Origin of the sequence: Streptomyces sp. NPDC047014 (assembly GCF_040644195.1) — a bacterium.
In the GTDB taxonomy this organism is placed as follows: domain Bacteria; phylum Actinomycetota; class Actinomycetes; order Streptomycetales; family Streptomycetaceae; genus Streptomyces.
This window is the reverse complement of record NZ_JBEYVX010000027.1, coordinates 1-24,240: the sequence shown is the minus strand read 5'-3', so window position 1 is coordinate 24,240 and position 24,240 is coordinate 1. Positions and strand designations below refer to the sequence as shown.

Below are 24,240 nucleotides of genomic sequence, written 5' to 3'. Positions count from 1 at the left end.
CGGCGCCGGGACCTCCGCGCCGCCGGCAGGGGCTGCCCGCACCCCGGGCCCCCGACCCGGAGGCGGGCTTCGGCCCCGCCGGAATCCGTCGCCCCGCAGGGGCTGGGGCCTAGCCGTCCAAGTGGCCCGTGTCGTTCCAGCGTTCCAGGGCTGGGGCGCCGTAGGCCCAGCCCAGGGTTGACAGTGACGTCGGGTCCAGGCGGATTCGGGCGCCGAAAGCGGCGTCGAAGCCCAGCCAGCGGGCGGCCAGCGTGCGCAGGATGTGGCCGTGGGCGAAGACCAGGACGTCGTGTTCCGAGGCGCGGGCCCAGGAGATCACCTCGTCCGCGCGGGCCGCGACATCCGCCACCGACTCGCCGCCCGGGACCCCGTCGCGCCAGATCAGCCAGCCCGGCCGGATCGCCTGGATCTCGGCCGGGGTCATGCCCTCGTACTCGCCGTAGTCCCACTCCAGCAGCGCGTCCCACGGCTCCGCCCGCACCCCGAACCCCGCCAGCTCGCAGCTCTCGCTCGCGCGCACCAGCGGGCTCGTCCGTACCTCCACGCCCGGCAGCCCCTGCCACGGCTCGCGGGCCAGGCGTTCGCCCAGGAGCTTCGCGCCCCGCCTGCCCTCCTCCAGCAGCGGCACGTCCGTGCGTCCCGTGTGCTTGCCGAGTTTGGACCACGCCGTCTGGCCGTGGCGGGCCAGCAGGATGCGGGGGGCCATGCGAATCTCCCGATCAGTGCATGAGTAGTGCGTGAGCAGTGCGTCAGCGGTGCGCCAATTGCGCGTTTTGCGGTGGTTTTCTTGTGTGACCATCATCCATCACCCCGCGAACGCCCCCGCCTCTCCCCCCACCCCCCGCCCTTTTCCCCGCTCCGACCACGATTGTCAGTGGCGGATGGGACACTTCCGCGGGTGAGCTCTTACCCGCCCAGCAGCCCCGCGCAGCCGACCACGCTGCGCCAGCGGCTCGCCGGTCTGCGCGGTCCCGCCGTGCCGCCCCGCCCGCTCGACGCGCGGGCGCTCGCAGCGCTCGCCGCCAATCCCGGCTGCGGCAGACGCGCCCTGCTCGACGGTGCCGGCGTGGACAAGAACGCCCTGGCCACCGCCCTCGGTTCGCCCGCCGCCTTCGGCCAGTCGCAGTTCGCGATCGTCCGCGGCAACTCCTTCGAGGCCCGCGTCAAGGCCGACGGCGGCGCCGAGCTGCTGCGGCTCGTGCACGCCCGGCTCGATCCCTCCGCCGAGCCCCCCGCCACCGGCGCCCGCGTCCCGGATCTCACCGCGGCCGGGCCCGAGGGCCGGGCCGCGCGGACCGCGCTCGCGCTGCGCGAGGCCACCGCCGCCGGGCGGGAGCACGGCGCCTGGACCCTGCTGGACCATCCCATGCTGGCGCTGGAGGTGGCCGGCTCCCCGGCCTATCTGGAGCCCGACGCCGTCGTCGTGCATCCGGACGGCCGCTGGACCGTGGTGGAGATCAAGTCCTTCCCGATGATCGACGGCGCGGCCGACGCCGCGAAGGTGGGCGCCGCCGCCCGCCAGGCCGCCGTGTACGTCCTGGCCCTGGAGCGCACCGCCGAGAAGCTGGCCGGCGCCGAGGTCGGGCACACCGTGCTGCTGGTCTGCCCGAAGGACTTCTCCAACCTGCCGGCCGCCGCCCCCGTCGACATCCGCCGCGAGCGCGCCGTGACCCGCCGGCAGCTCGACCGGCTGACCCGCGTCGAGGAGCTGGCCGCCGCCCTCCCCGCCGGGCTCAGCTTCGACCCGCAGCGCACCGCCGAGGAGCTGGCCGAGGCCGTGGCCGCGGTGGACGCCTCGTACGCGCCGGAGTGCCTGGCCGCCTGCGAGCTGGCCTTCCACTGCCGCGAGCGGGCCCGCGCCGCGGACCGGGTGACCGCGCTGGGCCGCTCCGTGCGCGGCGAGCTGGGCGGGCTGACCACCGTCGAGGCCGCCCTCGCGGCGGCCGCCGGGGACGGCCCCGCCGAGGATCCGACCGCGGAGGCCCTGCACCGCGCCGCCCGCCTGCGCGCCGAGGCCCTGGAAGAGGCCGCGGCCCGGCTGCCGCACGCCCGGCCCGCGCACCCGGAGCCCGCGCACCCCGAGGCCGCGCACCCCGAGGCCGCGCACCCGGAGCCCCCGTACGAGCCCTCGGAGGGCCCCGCATGCCCCTGCTGAGCACCCTGGCCCGGCTGGAAGCCGTCCGCGCCGGGCAGGCCCGCCCCCTCGCCACCGTCCGGCACCGCCACCTGAGCGAGAAGCCGATGGTCTTCGTCCCGCTCACCACCGCCGGTGAGGCCGGCGCTCCGCTGGGCGCGCTGGTCGGCACCGACCGCCACGCGCCGCGGGTCTTCGTCATACCGCAGCCCCGCGACCGCGACCTGCGCTGGGCCTTCCTCGCGGAGCTGGCCGTGGACGTGCTGGCCCATATCGAGGCGTACGCGGACGAGACCGAGCCCGCCGAGCGCACCGAGACCGATCCGGAGACGGGCAAGCGGGTCAAGGTCGAGACCGAGCTGTGCGTGGACGCCCCGCAGCTGATCGTGCCGAGCCGCGCGGGCATCGAGTACGTACGGCTGCTGGGGCGGTCGATGCGGTTCCGGCGGACGGCCGAGGAGGACCCGGACAATCCGTTCCCGGCGCCCTCGCGGGTGCCGATGCTGGGCCGCTGGTTCACCCATCTGGCGGAGCGCTCGCGCGTGCCCGGCTCCTCGATGCTGCTCGCGGCCACGGACCTGCTGTCGCGGCACTGGGCCACCGGGCAGAGCAATCTGGAGGACCAGCACCTGGGCGCCCTGCTGGGCTGGATCGCCCCGCCCGAGGGCCGGTCCGGCGCCGAGGTGGCGCTGAGCGCGGAGCTGGAGCGGGACGCGGCGGGCCAGTTGCTGTGCCCGCCGGCCGGTCCGGCCACCGATCCGGCCTTCGACAACAAGCTGCTGGCCCCGGCCATCGCCCGCTACGACGCCGCCCGCGCCGCCCTCGCCACCGGCCACGCGGGCGAGGAGGCCCCGCAGGACGACAACGCCGTGCGCGCCGCCGAGCAGGCCGTGCGCCGCCTCGTCGTGGAGCAGATGTCCCGTACCTGGTGGAGCACCTGGGAGGCCGTCGACCTGGTCCGCGCGCTGCCCCCCGGCGAGCGCGCCGAGGAGCGCTGGACGCGCGACCGCTGGTCCTACACCGGCCACCGCGACCGCGTCCGGGCCGGCGAGCCCCCGCAGCCGCGCCGCGACGACGCGGTGACGGCGGCGCAGAAGCTGGCCACGCGGGAGACCGAGCAGGTCCGGCTGGACGCCCAGGAGGCGCTGGACGATCCGCTGGTGATGGCGGGCCGCCGGCTGGCGGGCGAGGCGTTCGCGGGCGAGGTCACCGAGGTGGTGATGGAGTGGACGGAGTCCAAGCGGCCCAGTCCGCGCCCGCTGGTCACGGTGGCGACGGAGGACAGTCCGCAGCTCGCGGACGGCGGCGGCGGGAAGGTGTTCCGCTCGCTGGACGGCCGCCCGCAGAGCGCGCAGTTCGTCCGCTACGAGGAGGACGGCCAGGTCGTGCTGCGCCTCCTCGACAAGATGGGGCGCGGCCGGGACCCGGAGCCCGGTTCGGTTCCCGAGAAGGGCGACCGGCTGTGCTGGACGCTCTTCGAGCACGACGCGCGCGGCGGCCCGAAGCTCCCGGATCCGGAGGCCACGCCCTGGACCCACGGCGGCCCGCCCGGGTCCGCGGGCGCCGTCCACCTGCCCGACGCCGTCACCGACGAGGACATCCTGTGATCGCACCCGCCGCCTTCGACCCGGGGGCCGCGGCCGCCCGGGCGACCGCAGCGATCCTGCACGACACCCTGCACGGCACGGAGCGGGGCGTGGTGGTGGATTCCCCGCCGGGCGCCGGGAAGTCCACGCTGGTGGTGCGCGCGGCCCGCGAGCTGGCCGCGGCGGGCCGCCGGCTGATGGTGGTGGCGCAGACGAACGCGCAGGTGGACGACCTGGTGCTGCGGCTGGCCGAGAAGGATCCGGAGCTGCGGGTCGGCCGGCTGCACAGCAGCGAGGGGGACGCCTACGATCCGGCGCTGCGCGAGCTGTCCTCGGTGACCCTGTCGGCGAAGCCGGGGGATCTGGCCGAGCTGCCGATCACGCTGTCGACGGCGGCGAAATGGGCCTACGTCAAGGATGTGGAGCCCTGGCAGCACGCGATCGTGGACGAGGCGTACCAGATGCGCTCGGACGCGCTGCTCGCGGTGGCGGGCCTGTTCGAGCGGGCGCTGTTCGTGGGCGATCCGGGGCAGCTGGATCCGTTCAGCGTGGTCGGCGCGGAGCAGTGGGCGGGGCTGTCCTACGACCCTTCGGCGTCGGCGGTGAGCACGCTGCTGGCGCACAATCCGCAGCTGCCGCAGCACCGGCTGCCGGTGTCCTGGCGGCTCCCGGCGACGGCCGCGCCGCTGGTCTCCCGCGCGTTCTACCCGTACACGCAGTTCCGCAGCGGTACGGGGCCGGGCGAGCGGCGGCTGTCGTACGGCGTGGCCTCGGACGGGTCGGGTCCGGACCGGGTGCTGGACGAGGCGGCCGAGGCGGGCTGGGGCCTGCTGGAGCTGCCCGCGCGGCACACGCCGCGCACGGACCCGGAGGCGGTGGCGGCGGTGGCGCTGGTGGTGCGCCGGGCCCTGGACCGCGGGGCGGTGACCTCCGACGAGCGGTCCTCCGTCCCGGCCCCGCTGACGGCCGACCGGATCGCGGTGGGCACCGCGCACCGCGACCAGGCGGCGGCGGTGCGCGCGGCGCTGGCCGGGCTCGGCGTGGCGGGGGTGACGGTGGACACCGCGAACCGGCTCCAGGGACGGGAGTACGACCTGACGGTGGTCCTGCATCCGCTGTCGGGCCGGCCGGACGCGACGGCCTTCCATCTGGAGACGGGCCGGCTGTGCGTGCTGGCCTCGCGGCACCGGCACGCCTGCGTGGTGGTGGCGCGGGCGGGTATCGCGGAGCTGCTGGACGACCATCCGTCGACGGAGCCGGTGCAGCTGGGCGTGACGGTGAAGTTCCCGGACGGCTGGGAGGCGAACCACTCGGTGCTGGCGCACCTGGCGGAGCACCGGGTGGCCTGGCGCCCCTGAGCGGTCCTACGCCCGCGGGGGCGCCCCGAGCCCTTCCCGGAGGGCTTCCCCGACCTCGGCGAGGGTGCGCAGCTGCTCGGGCGTGAGGACGTCCACGAGATGGCGGCGTACGGACTCCACGTGCAGCGGGGCCGCTTCGGTGATCGCGCTCACGCCGTCGGGGGTCAGCACCACCTCGGCACCGCGCCCGTCGCCCTCGACCTCCTCGCGGCGCAGGATGCCGCGCTGTTCCATGCGGCTGAGCTGGTGGGAGGCCCGGCTGCGGGACCAGCGCAGCAGTTCGGCCAGGGTGCTGATGCGCGTGCGGTGGCCGTCGGCGGAGCCGAGCACGGAGAGCACGTCGTAGTCGGCCTCGGAGAGTCCGCTGTCCCGGGTCAGATCCCGCGCGATCCCGGCGTTGACCAGCGGGAACATCCGCCGCCAGGCATACCAGGCGTCCTGCTCGGCCTCGGTGAGCCAGCGCGGCTCGGGTGGGGCTGTCATGGCTTCCACTGTAGCCAGTTCGATGACACATCATCTATGCCGGCCTGACGGGCGGTCATCCGCGCATGCGCACTTGCGCGCCGTTGGACAATGGACGGTGGCCCGGCAGGATTTCGCAGCGCAGCAGGAGGACAGGCATGGCAGAGCCCGAGCGGACCGGACGGCGGCTGCGGCCGGCGCCGCTGCTCTTCGAACCCGCCGAGGCCACGGCGGATCCGGAGCACTTCTTCGACCTGGAGTCCATCGAGGACCCGCGCGAGCTGCTGGCCCGCGCGACCGAGCTGACGCTCGCCTTCCGGGCGGCGCAGGAGCGGGCCGTGGAGTTCCAGGCGCTGGCGGCGGCCCAGCTGGCGGACCCGCGCCGCTTCGACCGGCTCTCCCCCGACGCGATCGCCGCGCAGGCGGAGTGGACCGAGGACTACGCCCGCCGGATGATCGAGTTCGGCGAATCCCTCCAGCGCGGCCGGGCCGACCTCACGTAGGACCTGCCCGGCCCTGGCCCGGTACCACCGGCAGCAGGCATATGCGGGGCGCACGATACGCCCCTCCGGGCCGCCGTGTCCGGGTTTTCGGTAACTCCGGGGGTTCGGCCCGCTACGCCGGGTAGACCTGGCATATGACGACGCTGACGACGGCCCACGGACGCACCGCCCTCCCCGCGCGCGCCGAGGCCCCGCGCACCGCCCCCGGCACGCACGTCACCCCGCAGGGCGCCGCCTGGCTGGCCTCCGCGTCCGCCCACCCGCGCGGCACCCTCGCGCTGTGGCAGGCGCGGCCCGGACTGCCGGCCACGCTGCCGTGCGGGGTCGCCTTCGACGTCGTCAACGTCCCGCTCGTCCCCGGGCGCCGGATCCTGGACCTGCTGCGCCCCCAGGGCCCCGGCTGCGGGCCCGTCGCCGTGCACCGCGGCCGGATGCTGCTGTTCGCCGCCCCCGGTACCGCCCACCGGCTGCCCGCGCTGCTGGCCTGGGAGGAGTGGGGCGGCTCCCGGAGCACCCCGGCGCCGCTGTGCCACGGCCTCGGGGACGCCGTGACCGTGCCGCCGCTGGCCGCCGGGCCGGGCTCCTCCCGGTGGGTGGTGGCCCCGGAGACGCGCGAGCCCCGGCTCCCCGGGCCCGACGCCCTGCTGTGGGCCTTCGTACGGGCGGCCCGCACGCCCGCTCCGGCCGCACCGGGCGGACCAGCGGATATCGATTTTTCGTTCCGCGGATCCTCCTGCTAATGTCTTCCCTGTCAGCAAGCGCCGCTAGCTCAGTTGGTTAGAGCAGCTGACTCTTAATCAGCGGGTCCGGGGTTCGAGTCCCTGGCGGCGCACAGACGGAAGAAGGCCCCCCACGCGAGTGGGGGGCCTTCTTCGTGTCGCGAGCGTTCCGGGCGCTAGGTCGTGATCTTCACCGTGTAGGCCCCGGACCGGGTCCGGTCCGCGACCTCGATGGTGATCCGCTCCCCCGGCACGGTGTACGTCTCCCCCACCTCCAGCGGCGCGTCCGCCAGCGGCGGGTACACCGAGCGGTCCCAGCACGCCTCGGTGCGCGGATGGCCGTCCAGGACCTCGATCGGGCCGCCGCCCGAGGCCGCCTCGTTGCGCACCCGGTAGACGAGCACCCCCTCGGTGCAGGTGTCCCCGTCGTTCCCGGCGGAGCCCCGCGCCTCGACGGCGATCGCGCTGCCGGGCCCAGTACGGATCACCGCGAGCCGGGTGCCGCCCGTACCGCCGTCCGGCGGGACCTCCGCCAGCGGCTGGAGGGTGTGCAGGGAGGAGCCGGACTGCACGCAGTCCACCTGCGAGGGGTCGAGCCAGCCGAGCTTCCACTTGTGCCAGGCGAAGAGGTCGGGGGCCATGCCGAACTGACTGCCCATGACGTCCCAGTCACCGACGTAGGTGTCCCAGTCGCCCTTTCCGTCCGTGGGCCGGTGGTAGAGGTCGGGCAGGTCGAAGACGTGCCCGGTCTCGTGGGCCAGGACGTTGCGGTCCGGCGGGTGGCGCTCGAAGACGGTGACGATGCGCCGCAGTTCCGCGCCGTCCGCGACGATCGGCCGGTCGAAGTTGACGACCTTGGTGGCGTCGGAGTCCACCCCGGGCGCGTCCGGGTCGGCCACGAAGTAGACGACGTCGTACTGCCCGAAGTCGACCTGGGCGTCGGCGGCGGCCACCGCGTCCCGCAGATAGGCCGCCCGGTCCGCGGGGGCCCAGTCCCGCTTTATGCCGTAGGCGGTGGACGGCCGGGGCATCGGGATCCACCGCTGCTGCGGATGGGGGACGAGCTTGAAGCGGCCGTACGAGGCCCGCTCGAAGAAATCGCTGGTGGAGGGGAAGTAGTCGCGGGTGAGGGTGCGGGTGGGGAGGGTGGTGCGGTGGTCGGGGAAGGAGAGGAAGACCATGACCGCGTTGAGGGTGCGCACGGGCTTGGGGTAGGCGCCGTTCCAGCTGTCCAGGCCCAGCGAGTGGTGCGCCGCCGTCCGCGTCAGCGCGCACGGCGCGGCCCCGGACTCGGCCACGGCGGGGCCGGCCACGAGCGACATGGCGGCGAGCGCCGTCAAGGAGGTGAGGGCCGCGGCGGTACTTCGGACGCGAGAGCGGTCCACTCCCCCGGGTGTCTGCTGTCGCGTCACATCGACCTCCGGTGGTGGATTCGTTCCTGTTTAGCCACCTTGAGTCGATTGTCTTACTAACGCCCTGTTCCGGTGCCCCACACGAGTGAGCGATACGGCAAGCCGGTGACCCCCGGACTTCACGCCCCTCCCTACAGAACGTCACGACCGATCACCGGGGATCAGGAGGGGGCGGATCCTGTCCAGAGCCGCGCAGAAACGATCGAGCCGGTCACGGCCGACGATCCGTCATCACGCCGAACCTCACCGTGTTCCGCGGCGACGCCGCTGGATAGAGCCTCCCGGCAGCCTCTATGATCGGCACACTTTCCTGCACGGACACTCACGAACACGGCGGGGCCAACGGTGAGCGGAACCTCAGAAGGAACCGGTTCGGCGGCCGACAGCATCCGATCGGCCATCACGGAGCGTCACATGGCAGTGCCGGCAGTGCCGTCCGGCCCGGCCGATCCCGGCAATCCGGTCAATCCGGCCATCGCCCCCATTCCGGCCGCCGAGTCCGAGTCGCGCGACTACCGGGCCGCCTTCAACGCCGCCCACCTCCCCATGGCCGTGGTGGACCGGGACGGCCGCGTGGTCACCGCGAACCACGCCTTCGCCGGGCTGCTGGGCAGCGAACCGCAGGCCCTCGTCCGGCGCTGCGCCGCCGATCTGGTCGACCTGGGCGCGGAGGCCCGCACCTGGGCGGCGTACCAGGAGGTGCTGCGCGGGCGGCAGGCGCGGCTGCGCTGCACCCGGCGGCTCAAGCACCCCGACGGGCATTCGCTGTGGACGGAGGTCACGCTGGGGCCCGTACCGGGCACGGGGAACGTACTGCTGTCGGTCGCGGACATCAGCGACCGGCGCGACCTCCAGGCGCGGCTGCGGCACCTCCAGATGCACGACCCGGTCACCCGGCTGCCCAACCGCGCGCTGTTCTTCGAACGGCTCTCCGGCGCCCTGGAGTCCGCCTCCTACGAGCACGGCGGCGGCACCGGCCGGATCGGCCTGTGCTACCTGGACCTGGACGGCTTCAAGGCGGTCAACGACACCCTCGGCCACCGGGTCGGGGACCGGCTGCTGACCGCCGTCGCCGCCCGGCTCTCCCAGTGCGCCGACCAGTCCGGCTACGGCCGCACCGGCGGGCATCTCGTGGCCCGGCTCGGCGGGGACGAGTTCGCGCTGCTCGTGGAGGACTCCACCGGCACCGAGCAGCTGGCGGAGCTGGCCCGCAGTGTGCTCACGGCGGTGCAGGAGCCCTTCGACCTGGCCGGGCAGCGGCTGTCGGTCTCCGCCTCCATCGGCGTGGTGGAGCGGGCCGCCGCCGGCACCTCCGCGACCGGCCTGATGCAGGCCGCCGATACGACGCTGTACTGGGCCAAGGCGGACGGCAAGGCCCGCTGGACCCTCTTCGACCCGGAGCGCAACGCGCACCGCATGACCCGGCAGGCGCTCTCCTCCACGCTGCGGCCGGCCGTGGAGCGCGGCGAGTTCGCGCTGGAGTACCAGCCGCTGGTGGATCTGGACAGCGGGGCGCTGCGCGGGGTGGAGGCGCTGGTGCGCTGGAACCACCCGCAGTTCGGCACGCTGACGCCGAATCGGTTCATCGGGATCGCGGAGGAGGACGGCTCCATCGTCCCCCTCGGGCAGTGGGTGCTGCGGACCGCCTGCCGGCAGGCCCGGCGCTGGCAGATCGAGCAGCCGAGCGACGCGCCGGTCTTCGTCTCGGTGAATGTCGCGGTGCGGCAGGTGTGGGACTCGGACCTGGTGGGCGATGTCGCGGAGATCCTGGCCGAGACGGGCCTGGCCCCGCAGCTGCTCCAGCTGGAGCTGACCGAATCGGCCGTGATGGGCTCGGCCGGGCGCCCCCTCCAGGCGCTCCAGGCGCTGAGCGACATGGGCGTGCGGATCGCCATCGACGACTTCGGTACGGGCTACTCGAACCTGGCCTATCTGAGCCGGCTCCCGGTGTCGGTCCTCAAGCTGGACGGCTCCTTCGTGAAGGGCTTCCGCTACGAGGAGGGCGCGCACCCGAATCCGGCCGACGAGACCATCGTGGAGGCGCTGGTACAGCTCGCGCACCGGCTGGGCCTCACGGTGACGGCGGAGTGCGTGGAGACGGCCGGCCAGGCGGCCCGGCTGCGGCGGGTCGGCTGCGACACGGGCCAGGGCTGGCTGTACTCGCGGGCGGTGGCCCCGGAGGTGATCGCCCGCATGATCGGCCACCGCGTGGGCCCGGCGCCCGCGGCCCAGCCGGACGAACCGGCTCCGCATCCGCTGGTCTGACCCGCAGGGGGCTCAGCCGAGGAGGGCCGCGAGGTAGTCCTCCAGCCTCCCGGCCAGGACCTCGGACGTGAGGTCGGCGCGGCCCAGTTCGCGCCACGGCACGGCCACCTTCTCCGCGTCCGGCGCGAACGCCAGGGCGTCGAGCAGCCGCCAGTAGAGGCGCGACGCGCCGTCGGGAGCCAGCACGCCCCCGGCGGCGAGGTACCGGTCCGCGAAGCGGAGGCCGGCGGGGGCGCCGTGGAGCAGGGCGAGCGCCGTCGAGCAGTGCGCGACGTCGAGGTCGGCGGGGCCCCAGGAGGTCTCCACCCAGTCGACGACACCGCTGATCGACGCCTCGGGCCCGCTCCCCGTGAAGAGGATGTTCCCCGGGTGGAAGTCCCTGTGCAGGAAACGGCCTTCGTAGGCCGGGGGTTCCCGCCGGATGACGTCGACGGCCCGCGCCCAGAGGTCCGGCCGGGCGGTACCGGTGGGCGGGCTCACCCGTTCGGGCGAGGTCCACGCCTGGTAGTCCCGGGGCCGCCGCCCTGTCACCGGCAGCCGGTGGATCCGCACCAGCTGCCGCGCCATCAGCTCGGCCCGCGCCTGCGCCCCCTCGTCGGCCAGCTGTACGGCGCCGGGGAGCAGGGTCATCAGCAGCGAGGGGTGCGCGCAGTGCCGGGCCGTCGCGTCCACCGCCACGAGCGTGGCGGCGGGCACGTCGGTGTCGCCCAGGAGCCGCAGGATGTCGGCCTCCCGGGTCAACAGCCCTTCCGCGTGGCGGACGTAGAAGGGCTTCGTGAAGGACCGCAGCACGAGCGAGCGGGGGCCCGCCGGGCCGTGCCGCAGCTCAAGGCGGCGCATCTCGGAGGTCCAGCCGCCGCGCAGCGGTACGACCTCCGCGATACGTTCCGACTCGGCCAGGGCGTTCCCCACCCATGCGCGGGTGGCGCCCGGCAGGGTGCTCACAGGCTCCGGACGAACGCCCCGAACGCCTCGGGCCCGACGCTGAACATCGGCCCGTCGGCCCACTTGGAGTCCCGCACGGCTACCTTGCAGGGCTGAGCGGCCACCTCGACGCAGTCGCCTCCGTTGGTGCTGCTGTACGACGCCTTGACCCAGGCCACGCCGCCGAGGGGTGCGCACTCGACGCAGTCGCCCCCGTTGGTGCTGCTGTAGGACGACTTACGCCAAAGCAGGCTGGTCCCCATAGCGCTCCTCCATTACACGTGCGATCAGAAGGGCCGATTCCCTCGGCGAGAGGGCGTCGGCTTGCAGCCGAGCGTAGCCGACTGAACGCTGCTTGATCAGCTGCGAGTTAGCTGTCATATGACCGGAGTCGTAGCTCTCCCGGTAGAAGAGGTCAGGCTCCCGGTCGAAGCGCAGGAGGTTGAACGATCCAGTCATTGCGCTGTGTTCACCGGATGAGAACGGCATCACCTGGATCTGGACCCAGGGCCGGTCAGCAAAGCTCAACAGGTGGGACAGCTGGTTGCGCATGACCTCACGACCGCCGACGTTCCTGTGCAGCAGCGCTTCGTCCAGCACCACCATCAGCGCCGGCGGCTCGTCACGGCCCAGGATCCGCTGACGCTCGATCCGGGCCGCCGCGATGTCGTCAGCCCGGTCGGGGAACTCGACGCTCAGCAGGGCCTTCGCGTATGCCTCCGTCTGTAGCAGCCCGTAGACCACCTGGGCCTGGAAGGTGGAGATGAACGTGGCCCGGGCCTCCATCTCCGCGTAGGCCCGGAACCACGTCGGCAGCACGCTGCGCAGGACGAGCCCGACCAGGCGGGAGAAGTGGCCGTCCGTTCCGAGGGCGGCATCAATGCGCTCCGAGAAATCCCGGGTCGGGATGCGGCGGCCGTTCTCGACCATGCCGATCAGCGAACCGGTGCAGTAGATGATGTCGCCCAACCTCTGCTGCTTGAACCCTGCGGCTTCACGCAGCCGCCTCAGCTCGGAGCCGTAGTACGCCAGCGGCGACTCACTGGGATCGATGTCACGACGGGTCAGGACCATGCGACGGCACCCCCAAGGGATTGGCAGATATCGCCGAGCGTAGCGATCGCGCCACGCAGGGGTACCGGAAATCCCATAACCATGTGACACTTCCGCCCCGCACCCGGAGATCCGGGGCGGGGCGGAGGCGTCGCTCGGCGCGGGGTGGGGGGAGATCAGCAGGCGCCGAGGTCCTTCCAGACACCCCATTCACCCGTGGTGCCGGGCGTCTCGTTCTGCGTCCACCACTGGGCCTTGTACTTGCGGCCGTTGTGGGCGACTTCCTTGCCCGCCGTGTAGACCGTGCCCGCCACGTACGCCGGAGTCGCACCGCAGCCGGTGGTCGGAGGCGTGGTCGGCGGGGTGGTGGGGGGCGTGGTCGGCGGGGTCGTCGGAGGCGTCGTGGGCGGGGTGGTCGGCGGGACCGTGGTGCCACCGAGGGCGTCCGAGATCTGGCCCAGCAGCGTGGCGTTGTTGTCCAGGCCGAGCAGGGAGTACATCATCGCGCCGGCCAGACCGCGCTGCTTGCCGTAGTCCACCCGGGCCTGGATGGACTTCTGGTTGAGGCCGGTGAAGAACTCGCCGTCCTTGTAGAAGTACGAGGACTTCGACTGGTCGTCCCAGAAGGTGGTCGCCGGGTTGTCGACGATGCCGCCGAGCTCCTTGTAGTGCGCGATGCCCGCCTGCTGGCTGAGCGGTCGCGCGCCGGAGCCGCCGGTCGCGGTCTGGGCGAGGCCGTGGGTGCTGCCCGCCGGGACGCCCTTCCAGCCGCGGTAGTAGAACTCGTAGCCCAGCGTCAGCTTGTTGGCGGGGAAGCCGCCGGTGATGCCGTAGGCCGGGTTGCCGTCGATCCAGGAGTCGATGGCGTTGTCGATGCTGTACTTCTCGGTGCCCGGCGCGATCGGGTCGGTCGGGTCGGCCGCGGAGGGGTACAGCGGGGACTGGTGGTAGGTCGGGCCGTCGCCGTCCCAGGCGCCGTGCATGTCGTACGTCATGATGTTGGCGTAGTCCAAGTACTGGCCGATCTTGTCGGTCTCGATGTACTTGATCTTGTCCTGGCCGGCCGGGAGGGCCGAGGTGAGCAGGTACTTCTTGCCGCCGTTGGCCGCGCCCTCGGCGTCGAGCTGCTTGCGGAACTCCTGGAGCAGGAGGGTGAAGTTCTGCTTGTCCTCGGGGCCGTAGTGGTTGCCGAGGTGGCCGCCGGAGGAGCCCGGGTACTCCCAGTCGATGTCGATGCCGTCGAAGATGCCCGCCGCGGTGCCGGGGCCGCCGAAGCCGCCCTCCACCGGGAGGTCGCCCTTGATGTACTGCTTGATGCAGGAGGCGACGAACTTCTTGCGGGAGGCGTCGGTCTTGGCCGCGTCGTGGAAGTACTTGGAGTACGTCCAGCCGCCCAGCGAGATGTTGATCTTGAGGTGGGGGTACTTGGCCTTCAGTTCCTTGAACTGGTTGAAGACGCCCACGATCGGCTGGTCCCACTTGTCGGCGACGCCGTCGACGCTGTCGGCGGCGCTGAACGACTTCTGGTAGTCGGCGTAGCTGTCGCCCGCGCCGTCACCCGCGTTGGGGTTGTTGTCGTCGCCCGCCGCCTTGTTGGCCTCGAAGCAGGTCAGCTCGGTGGGGTGGATGTTGCCGAACGAGTAGTTCAGCACGTCCAGCTTGCCGGCGATGCCGCGGGTGTCGAGGTGCTTGGGATAGAAGGCGTTCCCGTACACGCTCCACTGGTCGTAGTAGGCGATGCGGACGCCGCCCGCCGCGGCACCGGCCGAGGCGCCGGCCGCCTGGGCCGTGCCCAGCCCCGCGAAGGAGGCGAGCGCCCCGCCGGCCAGCGCGACCGTCGCGGCGGCGGCGATGAGGGGTTTACGGATGTGCATGAACTGCCTCCGGTGGGGTGGGAGGAGAGAGCGGGAAGTTCGGGTGAGAGAAGTGATAGCGATCACTCCGGCGCCCCGTCAATGGTTCGGACCAAAGAAGGACTAGACCACTGCCGCGCTATTTCCCCAAGTCAGAGACCTGAGCGCACATCAGAAACCGCCCGCCACCCCGGGTGACGAGCGGTTTAAGGCTGCCTTGAGACACGCTTCCGCAAGGTTTTGGCAATGAACCAGCCAAACCCCGTTGGCACGCGGTCAGTCGGCGGCGGGTACCTCCGCGGGCATGCCGTACGCGTCCGCGACGAGTGCGTAGGAGCGCAGCCGGGCCGCCCCGCTGTGGGCGTTGGCCGTCAGCATCAGCTCGTCCGCGCCGGTGCGCTTGGCGAGCCCGTCGAGGCCGTCGGCGACCGCGCCGGGGGTGCCGTGGACGATGTTCGCGAGCCAGCCGTCGACGAACTCCCGCTCCAGCGGGGTGTACGGGTACGCGGCGGCCTCCTCGGGCGTGGGCACGAGCCCGGGGCGGCCGGTGCGCAGCCGGAGCATGGACAGCGCGCCCGTGAGCACCTGGGCGCGGGCCTCCTCGTCGGTGTCGGCGGCGAGGGCGGAGACGCCGATGACGGCGTAGGGCGCGTCCAGGACGGCGGAGGGGCGGAAGCTCTCGCGGTAGAGGTCGAGGGCGGGGATCGTGCCGGCGGCGGAGAAGTGGTGGGCGTAGGCGAAGGGCAGGCCGAGCTCGCCGGCGAGGCGGGCGCTGAAACCGGAGGAGCCGAGCAGCCAGAGCTGCGGGCGGGCGGTGGGGCCCTGCACCGGGCCGGGTACGGCGTGCACGCGGGCGTAGGGGTGCCCGTCGGGGAAGTCGTCGTCGAGGAAGCGGGTGAGCTCCATGAGCCGGCGCGGGAACTCGTCCGCGGCCTCGTCGAGGCGGCCGGGCCCGCGCAGGGCGGCGGCGGTGCGGCCGTCGGTGCCGGGGGCGCGGCCGAGCCCGAGGTCGATCCGGCCGGGCGCGAGCGCCTCCAGCGTGCCGAACTGCTCCGCGACGGCGAGGGGGGCGTGGTTGGGCAGCATGACGCCGCCGGAGCCGAGGCGGATGCGGGAGGTGTGCGCGGCCAGGTGGGCCAGGATCACGGCGGGCGAGGAACTGGCAACGCCGGGCATGGAGTGGTGCTCGGCCACCCAGTGCCGGTGGTACCCGCGGGCCTCGGCGAGCCGGGCTATGTCCACGCTGGTCCGCAGCGCCTCGCGGGCGGTGCTCCCGGCCCCGACGGTGACGAGGTCGAGCACGGACAGGGGCACGGGTGCCCGCCCGGGGGCGGCGCCGCGGATCCCGTGGGGGTCGCGGGCCGCGGCTTCCGCTCCGCGGTCGGTCCGGTGTGGCCGGTTTGCGTCGCCCGGGTCACTCATCGTCGCTCCTGTCACGTGCTGCGCATGCGTATGGCACCGTACGAGGAATTCGAACCATGAAGGGGCGCCGGGCATTCCCGGCGGGCCGGGACGAGCGCGTTGACCGTGGCATATGCCTCTGGGGTAGATCCAGGCAGACCGACTTGATTGAGCCATCAATCTCCTCAACAGGCGCTCCACAGAGCCCCCTTGATGGCTATCGTGGTAGGGCAAGCGGTAACAACCTGCTAGGGGGAAACCGTGGCGCTGAAGCCCGAGCCGACCGCGCCGTTCCACTCGGTGCAGTACGCACTGCGCGTACTCGAAACGATCGCCCGCCACCCCGGCGGCGTGACCGACGCGCAGATCGCGCGTGACACCGGCCTGCCCGTGGGCCACCTCGCCCCGATGCTGCTCATGCTGCGCCGCGAGGGATACGTCCTCCAGGTCGCGGACGGCGCGTACGCCATGGGGGACTCCCTCGTCCTGCTCGGCTCCGGCGTCGACCGCAAGCAGGCCCTGACCGACAAGCTCCAGGAGACCCTGGACCGGCTGCGCGATTCGGTCGGCGCGGCCGTGTACATCAGCCGCTATGTGGACGGCGAGGTCCGTATCACGCAGTTCGCGGACAGCCCGCGCACGCCGAAGGTCCACGAGTGGGTCGACTTCCGCTCCGCCGCCCACGCCAGCGCGGTCGGCAAGTGCCTGCTGACCCAGCTGGACCTGAACGGGCGGCGCGACCACCTCTCCCGCCACAAGATCGCCCGGCTCACCTCGAAGACGATCGTGAACGAGCGGATCCTCTTCTCGAAGCTGGACGCCCAGCCCGCCACCGTCCCGATGCTGGACCTCCAGGAGTACGCCGTGGGCACGGTCTGCGCGGCCGTCCCGATCACCGCGGGCGCCTCGGTCGGCTGCCTGGCCCTGTCGATGCCCGTCGAGCACGCGCACCGGCTGCGGGCGGCGGCCGACACCCTGAACCGCAAGGCCGCACCGCTGCTGCTGTCGCTCACCCTCTAGGACTGCGCAGCGGGAGGGGCCGGAAAACATCGGCCGGAAGACACCCGGCGAACAGCCGGAAAACACTTCGGGCGGTTACCGGTGAACCGGTAACCGCCCGAAGGACAGGTGCGCCGCCAGGGACTCGAACCCCGGACCCGCTGATTAAGAGTCAGCTGCTCTAACCAACTGAGCTAGCGGCGCCTGCTGACAGAGAAAATACTACCTGGTCCCCAGGGGTGCTCCACACCACGAGCGGGCGGCCCGGCGGGGGGGCGGCGGCCGGGCCGCTACCCGTCCAGCAGGTGCGCCCTGCCGTGGTCGGCGTACCGGCCCAGGAGGGCGGTCAGGGCCGCCGGGGTGAGCGGGGCGTAGCCCCCGGCCGGGGTGCGGTGCCAGACGGGATCCGGGCAGCGGAAGCCGGTACGGCGCAGGGCCGCGCGGTGGATCTTGTTGGTGGCCGTCACGGGCATGGCGGAAACGAGCCGCACATAGCGCGGGGCCATCTTCGTGCCCAGGTCCGGCTGCGCGGCGAGGAAGGCGGCGAACTCCTCCGGGGAGAACCGGGCGCCCTCCCGGAGGGCCACGGCCGCCATGACCTGGTCCCCCGCCGCCTCGTCCGGGACGGCGTGGACGGCGACGGCGGCCGCCGGCTCCCAGCGGGCCAGGATGTTCTCGATCACCGCCGCGGCCAGGTTCTCGCTGTCGACCCGGAGCCGGTCGTCGGTGCGGCCCGCGAAGTAGAGGAAGCCGTCGGCGTCGCGGAAGAAGAGGTCCCCCGTCCAGTACCAGCCGTCCCGGGTGCGCTCGGCCTCCGCCTCCGGGTTGCGCCAGTACCCCTCGAAGAGGCCGCCGCCCCGGTTGACCAGCTCGCCTATGGCCTCGGAGCCGTTGCGCAGGCGGCCGTCCCCGTCCAGGACGGCCGGCGGGCACTCCTCGCCCGTCTCCGGGTCGATCACCGCCAGGTCCTCCCCCGCGCCGGCCCGGCCGAGGGCGCCCGGCGGGGTGTCCGGGGTGCTCTGGACGGAGGCCCCGCCCTCGGTGGCCCCGTACCCCTCCACCAGCCGGACCCCGAAGCGCTCGGTGAAGCGGGCGGCGTCCACGGCCCCGGCCTCGGTGCCGAAGCCGAGCCGCAGGGGGTGGTCGCGGTCGTCGGGGCGGGGCTCGGTGGCCAGGAGGTACTGCACGGCCCGGCCGACGTAGGTGAAGTAGGTCGCGCCGTGGGCCCGTACGTCGTCCAGGAAGGCCGAGGCCGAGAAGCGGCGGCGCAGCGCGACCGCGGCCCCGCCGGCGAGGGCGGGCATCCAGTCCGCGATGACGGCGTTGCCGTGGAAGAGCGGCATGCAGACGTAGTGCACGTCCTGCGGTCCGACCGCGAAGCGGCGGGCCAGCGCGGAGCCGGCGGCCGCGATCCGGCCCTGGGTGCAGACGGCGGCCTTGGGGGCGCCGGTGGAGCCGGAGGTGAAGTAGAGCAGGAAGCGGGAGCCGGAGGCGGGGGCGCGCAGGGTGGCGGCGCCGGGCGCGGCGGCGGCGTAGGGGGCGAGGAGGGCGGCGTACTCCTCGGTGCCGGTGACGAGGATCCGTACGCCCGGCAGGTCCAGGCCGCGCAGCAGCGGCAGGTGGGCGGGCTCGGTGATCAGCAGTCGGCAGTCGGTGTGCAGGATGTCGCGGGCCAGCTCGGGGCCGCGGCGGGTGGGGTTGATCCCGGCGACGGCGGCCCCGGCGAGGGCCGCCGCGCCGAGCCAGAAGGGGAACTCGGGGGTGTTGTCGAGCAGGACCCCGAGGTGCGGATGTGCTCCGGCGGGCATGAGGTCGACGAGGAGCGCGGCGCGGGCGGCGGACTCCTGGGCGGTGCGGTGGTGGGTGAGGACGCGGTACCGGGCGGGCCGGCCGTCGCCGTCGCCCCGTTCCTCGTACCTGAGTCCGGGCCGGTGATCGCCCCATCGGCTCGCGATGAGCTCCGCGACGGTCACCGGTGCTGTCGTCGTCGTCCTCCGCATGCCGCCGGAGGGTAGCTGACGTAGCGTCAGAACTGAACGTCGGAGCAGGCGTAGAAGGCCATCGGGGTGTCGTTGACGGTCCAGACCGCGAGGATCAGGTGGCGGCCGGTCTTGCCCGCGGGCAGGTTGCCCTGGTGGACGGTGGTCATGGCGGGGCGGGCGCCGTTGTAGGCGACGGTGAGGAAGGGCTGGGGGTCGAGGTCGGCGCGGGTGAGGGCCTTGGTGCCGGTCCAGCCGTTCTTGGTGACGTAGTACTTGATGTCGGTGGTGGAGTGGTTGGCGGTGAACTGCCAGCCGAAGCCGTAGCTCTGGCCGGAGGTGAGCCTGGTGGTGGGCCAGGCGCCGCCGCGGGGGTTGTCGAGCTCGGCGAACTGCGGCAGGCCGCCGGCGCATATCTTGCCGTCGGCGGGACCGGCGGCGGGGAAGCCCTTGAAGCCCTCGACGCTCTGCGGCTCCCACTGGATGGCTCCGCAGTCGGAGACGGTCCTGTTGGCGCAGAGCTTCTGGCGGCTGATGGCGGTGTCGGTGTAGCCGTGGCCGGTGGCGTTGGGGGCGCCGAGGAGGGTGATGCCGGCGACGAGGCCGAGGCCGAGCGTGGCGACGCCGGCCCGGCGGGGCATGCGGACGGTACGCATGAGGCTCCTTGAACGTGGGGGGAGTTCGGTGAGCGCGCGCGGGGTGGGGTGGTGCGGGGCATTCAGGTCTAGACCAAGTCCCAGATTATTGACAGGAGTTGGCCATGTCCAGACCAATGGGGGAACGGGTGGTCCGTATGCTTCCGGCCACCCGTTCCCGTGTGCGTGGTGCGTGGTGCGTGGTGCTGTCAGTCGGTGCGGCCGGTATAGAAGGCCACCGTGAGGTCCTTCACCAGGGCCTTGCGCTCGTAGTCGTCGAGCTCGACGAGGCCGCGGGAGGTCAGCCGGTGGACGGTGTCGTCCACCGCGTCGACCACCGAGGTCAGCACGGTGTCGCGGTGCTTGGCGTCGATCGCGGCGACCCGGCGGCGGCGCATCGCCTCCGCGACCTCCGGGGCGTACTCGATCCTGGTCGGCTGCGCCGAGAAGACCTCGATGCCGACGGCCTCGGTCTCGGCGGCGAGCATCCGGGTCAGGGCGTCACCGACGGCCTCGGCGTCGCGCAGGGTCGGGGCGTCCTCGTGGAAGGCGTCGGCGGGGAGCTGGGACAGGACGCGGGCCATGGCCGACTCGACCTGCTCGGCGAGGTAGTCGGTGTGGTCCTCGACGGCGAGGGTGGCGCGGGCGGTGTCCCTGACCTGCCAGACCACTTGGACGACGACCTGGAGGGCGAGGCCGCCGGAGTCCACGGCGGGCATGGGGTCGCTGCGCCAGTGGCGCAGGCGGATGTCGACGCGGCGGCGCAGGAGGAGGGGGCTGACCCAGGTCAGGCCGGTACGGCGGACCGTGCCGCGGTAGCGGCCGAAGAGGGTGAGCACCCAGGCGTGGCCGGTACGGGAGCGGCCGAGGCCGCCGAGTGCGACGAGGGCGACGATGCCGAGGAAGGCGAGCGGGGGCCAGTGGGCGGGGCGGAGCCCCTGGTAGGCGCGGGGGGCCGCGCCGAAGGCGGCGAGGAGGGCGTCGGGGACGGCTCCGGCCCGCCAGAGCACGGCGGCGCAGCCGGCGAGCGCGAGCCCGCCGACGGCGACGCCGGCCCAGCCGGGGAGCACGGGGCCGCGGTGCTCCCGCAGCCGGTCGTCCCCGCGGGGGACGCGGCGCCCGGGGGCGGGGCGGGGCGCGCGGGGGCGCGGGGCGGGCGCGGGCCGCGCGGCGGCGGCCTCCGGGAACGGCAGCCCCGCGGGCACGGCGCTGACCCCCCGCGCGTGCGGGGCCGCCGCGACGCCGACGAGCCCGAGGGTGTCACCCCCGTCCCCCATCCCCCGCGCGACGGCTTGCGCCACGATCTCGACGACGCCGGGGCCGGGCACGCCGCTGCGCCCCTCCACACCGCCGCGCCCGAATCCCGCCTGCGGCGGGGGCCCGACGGGGGTCTCCGCCCCGGGGCCGTGCCCGGCGTGCCGCCACGAGGCGGCGTCCAGTTCGCCCTCCGGGCGGACGGCGAAGCCGGTGGCCGCGGCGGCATCCGCCTCGGGCGCCGGCGCGGGCAGGTGCGCTGCCCCCGGGCCGGGGTCCGCCGAGGCGGCGCCACCCGCGGCCTCCGGCCATGCGGCCTTGGCGGGCGTGGGAACGGAGTCCGCCTCGGGCAGGTGCGCTGCCACGGAGCCGGGGTCCCCCGAGTACGGCGAGGCAGCCGGGCCCACGGCCTTGCCGGCTGCGTGCACGGAGTCCGCCTCCGGCGACGGCGCGGGCAGGCACGCTGCACGGGGGCCGGGCTCCGCCGAGGCGGCGCCACCCTCGGCCTCCGGCCATGCGGCCTTGCCGGGCGCGGGAATGGAATCCGCCTCGGGCGACGGCGCGGGCAGGTGCGCTGTACCGGGGCTGCGATCCGCCGAGGCGGCGCGGCCGGCGGGCTCCGGCCACGCGGCCGTGGCGCGCGCGGGCACGGAGTCCGCCTCCGGCGCCAGTACGGGCGGGCGCGCTGCCCCGGGGCCAGAAGCCGCCGAGGCAGCAACGCCCTCGGCCTTACCTCCTACGGGCGCCGAATCCGCGTCCGGCGACGGAGCGGGCACGTGTCCTGCCCCCGGACCGGGGTCCGACGAGTACGCCAGGACGGCCCCGCCGTGCGCGGGCACGGAGTCCGCCTCCGGCGCCAGGGCGGGCAGGTGCGACGCGTGCGGCGCAGCAGCCGGAACCACGGGCTCCGACTCGGGCCGGGCCGCAGGCACGGCCTGCGCGGGCGCCTGGTCGGCATGCGGCGGGGTCGCAGGCCAGGGGGTACGGGCATCAGCCTGCGGCTGGGCGGGCTCCGGGCGGGCCGCAGGCACAGCCTGAGCCGCCTCCGCCGACGGCGCGGACCCCGCGGCCCCGACCGAAGCGGGCACGGAACCCGCGTGCGGCACCACCTCAGGCCACGGCATACGCCCGGCCACGCCCTCCCCTTGCGCGGAGCGCCGAGCGGCGCCCGACGCGGACACGGAGCCGGGGTGCGACAACGCCCCCGCCGCGGGAACGGAGTCCGGGCGCGGCAGCGCCCCCGGCCCGGAAGCCATGCCCGGCGCGGACGCCGGGTCCGCCTCCGGCGCCAGCCGCGCGGACGCGGGCCCCGCGTACGGCGCGGGCCCCTGGGCACCGCCCAGTGCGGGATCCGCGTGCGGCGCGGGGTGCCGGGACGCGGGCGCGGAATCCGGGTGCGGCAGCGCCTCCGGCCAGGGGGACCGGCCGGGCGCAGCCTGAGGCGCGAAATGCTGGCCGCCGCCCGACGCGGGAACGAAGTCCCGGCCCGGAGCAGGCCGCTGGGCTTCGCCCGGGGCGGAGGTCGCGTGCGGCAGCGTCTTGGGCCACGGGCCCCGGCCGGACCACATCGGGTGCGACGCGGGAAGTTCCGCGCCCCGCGCGAGCGCGGAATCCGGGTGCGGCAGGGCCTCCGGCCAGGGGGACCGGCCGGGGGCCGTCTGCGGTGCGGGCCGCTGGGCTTCGCCCAGCGTAGAGGCCGCGTGCGGCACCGCCTCGGGCCACGGGGCCCGGCCGGGCCCCGTCGGCTGCGCCGCCTGGCGCTCGGGACCGTCCAGCCCGGGGGCCGCCTGCGGGCAGGGGGTCTGGCCGGGCGCGCGCGCCGGGTCCGGCTGCGCCGCCAAGCGCTCGGGACCGCCCGGTGTCGGCCGGGCCGGGGATACCGGATCCGCCGCCCCCGGGGTGACGTGGGTGCCGTACGGCGGGGTGGCTTGGGCCCAGCCGAAAGTGGTGGGGGGTGGGAGGAGGTGGAGGGTGCCGGTGGTGGTTGTGGTGCGGGTGGGGTACATCGTTGACTCCCTCATGCGAACAGCCGGCGCCAGGTTTCCGGGCCCGGGTAGCCGTCGGCCGCCGCGCCGCGCCAGCCCTGCGCGCGCTGGAACGCCTCGACGTTGCGGCGGTCCGCCTCGCTCCAGCGCGGGCCCGGCCCGGTCGTGTAGTGCTTGCCGAAGCCCTTTTTGATCAGTTGGCGGCCCAGGGACTCGATCGCCGGATGGGTCTGCCCCGGCCGGAACACCGCCGCCCCGGGGTAGGCCCGTACGCCGCCCGGCCCCGGCGCGCCGCCCACCAGCGGCGGGATGTCCTTGCCCTGGCGTTCCACCAGCAGCCGCCAGGTGTGCGCGCCCGGGACCCCGTCCGCCTCCGCGCCCGTCCAGCCCTGGGCCCGCTGGAACGCCTGCGTCGCGAGCCGGTCGTGCTCGCTCCACGTCCGGTCCGCCACCCCCTTCGGGTAGAACCGGTAACCGCCCCGCTCGATCAGCATCCGGCCCAGCTGCCCCACCGCGTCGTTCGTGGCACCGGCGGCGAACTTCGCCGCCCCCGGGAACGCCTTGACGTCCCCCGGCCGCGGCCCCGGCGCGGGCGGCTTGTCGCCGCCGTCCGGGGCCCCGGGGACGACCCCGCCCGTCACCCCGTTGAACCGGTACGGGACGTACTTCGCCGCGTTGGCCCAGTAGCCGTACGGCGTGGCCAGCTTCCGCGTCGTCGGGCGCGTCTGCTCGTAGGCCACGTAGTGCGTGCGCGTCTCGTCCACCCAGCCGCCGAAGATCACCACGTGCGAGCCGTTGTTGGGGTCGGCCGGGTTGTGGAAGAGCAGCATGTCGCCCGGGAGCAGCTGCTCCTTCGTGATCTTCGTGGCGAAGGAGGCGAGGCTGCCGGTCCACTCGTTCGAGCCCAGGTTCCAGGCCATGGAGACATAGCCCGAGCAGTCCTGCCGGTAGCCGTCCGTCCAGTACTCGGACATGCTGTACGGGACCTTCGCGTCCAGCCACAGCTTCGCCCGGTTGATGATCGTCGTACGGTCGATCCGCCTGACCACGCCCGGCCGGGCCGGTGCGCCGGGGCTGCCGGCCGGGCCGCCCTTGGGCCCGTGCAGCGGGGTACGGGCGCCCTGCGGGGAGCCCGGCCCGTCGTCCCCGGCCACCGCCGCGCCGGGGAGCGGCGTCTCCGCCGCGCCCACCGCGTCGACGACGTCCACCGCGGCGGCCGTCCCGCCCGCCCCGCCGAGCACCACGCCCGCGGCGGTGGCCAGGACCAGCGCGCGGCGGGCGCCGCGCGCCGCGGGGTGCCCGCCGTCCCGGAGCGGTATGGCCCGCGCGCGGGCGAGGGAGCGGCGGCGCTCGGCGCATCCCCGGCAGGCGCAGTCGCCGGCGGGCTCGTACTCCTCGAAGGCGGGCATCGGCATCGGCGCCTGCGCCGGCGGCTGCATGGTCATGCGGTTCCGTCCACTCCCCTGCTCCTCCACTGGTCAGCCCCGGACCCGACCTGACCTGATAAAGCATCAGATCTGGCACGGCGCAGACATATCGTGCACGATAAACCCCTCAAACATGGGTTAATCGGACAAGGCGGGCGTGGCTGGTCACGAGCACCACGGAACGTGGGGTAGAGTTTTCCCTGTCAGCAAGCGCCGCTAGCTCAGTTGGTTAGAGCAGCTGACTCTTAATCAGCGGGTCCGGGGTTCGAGTCCCTGGCGGCGCACAGACGG

At 74.1% G+C, this 24,240-nt stretch carries 18 protein-coding genes, 3 tRNA genes and 1 pseudogene; 9 read left to right on the top strand and 13 right to left on the bottom strand.

The genetic code is table 11. The features are described 5' to 3' along the window. Positions 1–109 precede the first annotated feature (109 nt). Complete coding sequence (locus ABZ873_RS17450) at positions 110–706, bottom strand: histidine phosphatase family protein (protein WP_360872073.1); 597 nt, start codon at positions 704–706, stop codon at positions 110–112. Between the two features lie 192 nt (positions 707–898). Between ABZ873_RS17450 and ABZ873_RS17445 the strand changes: the two genes are divergently transcribed. The 3 genes from ABZ873_RS17445 to ABZ873_RS17435 are packed head-to-tail and all read left to right on the top strand — an operon-like array spanning position 899 to position 5,078. Beyond that, entirely contained in the window at positions 899–2,155 is a 1,257-nt protein-coding gene (locus ABZ873_RS17445; RefSeq protein WP_360872070.1) for a hypothetical protein, read from the top strand. Next, positions 2,143–3,741 carry a hypothetical protein gene (locus tag ABZ873_RS17440; protein ID WP_360872067.1) on the top strand — a complete coding sequence of 533 codons (1,599 nt, stop codon included), beginning with the start codon at positions 2,143–2,145 and terminating at the stop codon, positions 3,739–3,741. The genes ABZ873_RS17445 and ABZ873_RS17440 overlap by 13 nt, the downstream gene beginning before the upstream one ends. After that, positions 3,738–5,078: an AAA domain-containing protein gene (locus tag ABZ873_RS17435; RefSeq protein WP_360872064.1), complete on the top strand. Its 1,341-nt coding sequence runs from the start codon at positions 3,738–3,740 to the stop codon at positions 5,076–5,078. The genes ABZ873_RS17440 and ABZ873_RS17435 overlap by 4 nt, the downstream gene beginning before the upstream one ends. A gap of 6 nt (positions 5,079–5,084) precedes the next feature. Here ABZ873_RS17435 and ABZ873_RS17430 read toward each other — a convergent pair whose 3' ends face one another. Beyond that, positions 5,085–5,561 carry a MarR family winged helix-turn-helix transcriptional regulator gene (locus ABZ873_RS17430; protein ID WP_360872061.1) on the bottom strand — a complete coding sequence of 159 codons (477 nt, stop codon included), beginning with the start codon at positions 5,559–5,561 and terminating at the stop codon, positions 5,085–5,087. A gap of 137 nt (positions 5,562–5,698) precedes the next feature. Here ABZ873_RS17430 and ABZ873_RS17425 point away from each other — a divergent pair, with 137 nt between their 5' ends. From ABZ873_RS17425 to ABZ873_RS17415, 3 genes and pseudogenes are all read left to right on the top strand, one after another. Continuing rightward, positions 5,699–6,043 (top strand): hypothetical protein, encoded by a 345-nt coding sequence (locus ABZ873_RS17425; RefSeq protein ID WP_360872058.1) that lies wholly within the window; start codon positions 5,699–5,701, stop codon positions 6,041–6,043. 215 nt (positions 6,044–6,258) lie between these two features. Beyond that, positions 6,259–6,811 (top strand): annotated as a pseudogene (locus ABZ873_RS17420) (hypothetical protein); the annotation flags it as partial. Then, positions 6,802–6,875, top strand: a tRNA-Lys gene (locus ABZ873_RS17415). The pseudogene ABZ873_RS17420 and the gene ABZ873_RS17415, both read left to right, overlap by 10 nt. A gap of 63 nt (positions 6,876–6,938) precedes the next feature. Here the strand turns inward: ABZ873_RS17415 and ABZ873_RS17410 are convergent. Then, the gene (locus ABZ873_RS17410) at positions 6,939–8,174 is read right to left on the bottom strand and encodes a M6 family metalloprotease domain-containing protein (protein WP_360872055.1); all 1,236 of its coding nucleotides are present in this window, start codon (positions 8,172–8,174) and stop codon (positions 6,939–6,941) included. Between the two features lie 345 nt (positions 8,175–8,519). Here ABZ873_RS17410 and ABZ873_RS17405 point away from each other — a divergent pair, with 345 nt between their 5' ends. Next, entirely contained in the window at positions 8,520–10,439 is a 1,920-nt protein-coding gene (locus ABZ873_RS17405) for an EAL domain-containing protein (RefSeq protein WP_360872052.1), read from the top strand. 12 nt (positions 10,440–10,451) lie between these two features. Here ABZ873_RS17405 and ABZ873_RS17400 read toward each other — a convergent pair whose 3' ends face one another. The 5 genes from ABZ873_RS17400 to ABZ873_RS17380 all read right to left on the bottom strand — a co-directional run bounded on the left by ABZ873_RS17400 (position 10,452) and on the right by ABZ873_RS17380 (position 15,691). Beyond that, positions 10,452–11,375 carry an aminoglycoside phosphotransferase family protein gene (locus tag ABZ873_RS17400; RefSeq protein WP_360872204.1) on the bottom strand — a complete coding sequence of 308 codons (924 nt, stop codon included), beginning with the start codon at positions 11,373–11,375 and terminating at the stop codon, positions 10,452–10,454. A gap of 5 nt (positions 11,376–11,380) precedes the next feature. Then, complete coding sequence (locus ABZ873_RS17395) at positions 11,381–11,626, bottom strand: DUF397 domain-containing protein (RefSeq protein WP_360872049.1); 246 nt, start codon at positions 11,624–11,626, stop codon at positions 11,381–11,383. Continuing rightward, positions 11,601–12,437, bottom strand: a complete 837-nt coding sequence (locus ABZ873_RS17390) for a helix-turn-helix transcriptional regulator (RefSeq protein WP_360872046.1) — start codon at positions 12,435–12,437, stop codon at positions 11,601–11,603. The genes ABZ873_RS17395 and ABZ873_RS17390 overlap by 26 nt, the downstream gene beginning before the upstream one ends. A 155-nt stretch (positions 12,438–12,592) precedes the next feature. Continuing rightward, positions 12,593–14,290 (bottom strand): glycosyl hydrolase family 18 protein, encoded by a 1,698-nt coding sequence (locus ABZ873_RS17385; RefSeq protein WP_360872043.1) that lies wholly within the window; start codon positions 14,288–14,290, stop codon positions 12,593–12,595. A gap of 255 nt (positions 14,291–14,545) precedes the next feature. Then, positions 14,546–15,691: an LLM class flavin-dependent oxidoreductase gene (locus ABZ873_RS17380; RefSeq protein ID WP_360872040.1), complete on the bottom strand. Its 1,146-nt coding sequence runs from the start codon at positions 15,689–15,691 to the stop codon at positions 14,546–14,548. A 240-nt stretch (positions 15,692–15,931) separates the two neighbouring features. Between ABZ873_RS17380 and ABZ873_RS17375 the strand changes: the two genes are divergently transcribed. Beyond that, a complete protein-coding gene (locus ABZ873_RS17375; RefSeq protein WP_360872038.1) occupies positions 15,932–16,690 on the top strand; it encodes an IclR family transcriptional regulator C-terminal domain-containing protein in 759 nt (252 codons plus the stop codon). Positions 16,691–16,799: 109 nt separating this feature from the next. Here the strand turns inward: ABZ873_RS17375 and ABZ873_RS17370 are convergent. The 5 genes from ABZ873_RS17370 to ABZ873_RS17350 form a co-directional block, all read right to left on the bottom strand. Next, a tRNA-Lys gene (locus ABZ873_RS17370) sits at positions 16,800–16,873 on the bottom strand. An 86-nt stretch (positions 16,874–16,959) separates the two neighbouring features. Continuing rightward, entirely contained in the window at positions 16,960–18,669 is a 1,710-nt protein-coding gene (locus tag ABZ873_RS17365) for an AMP-binding protein (protein ID WP_360872035.1), read from the bottom strand. 26 nt (positions 18,670–18,695) lie between these two features. Further along, the gene (locus tag ABZ873_RS17360; protein WP_360872201.1) at positions 18,696–19,289 is read right to left on the bottom strand and encodes a lytic polysaccharide monooxygenase; all 594 of its coding nucleotides are present in this window, start codon (positions 19,287–19,289) and stop codon (positions 18,696–18,698) included. A 203-nt stretch (positions 19,290–19,492) separates the two neighbouring features. Further along, positions 19,493–20,965 carry an SPFH domain-containing protein gene (locus ABZ873_RS17355; RefSeq protein ID WP_360872032.1) on the bottom strand — a complete coding sequence of 491 codons (1,473 nt, stop codon included), beginning with the start codon at positions 20,963–20,965 and terminating at the stop codon, positions 19,493–19,495. A 1,589-nt stretch (positions 20,966–22,554) separates the two neighbouring features. Further along, the gene (locus ABZ873_RS17350; RefSeq protein ID WP_360872198.1) at positions 22,555–23,937 is read right to left on the bottom strand and encodes a peptidoglycan-binding protein; all 1,383 of its coding nucleotides are present in this window, start codon (positions 23,935–23,937) and stop codon (positions 22,555–22,557) included. Between the two features lie 222 nt (positions 23,938–24,159). Between ABZ873_RS17350 and ABZ873_RS17345 the strand changes: the two genes are divergently transcribed. Beyond that, positions 24,160–24,233, top strand: a tRNA-Lys gene (locus ABZ873_RS17345). Positions 24,234–24,240: the final 7 nt, after the last annotated feature.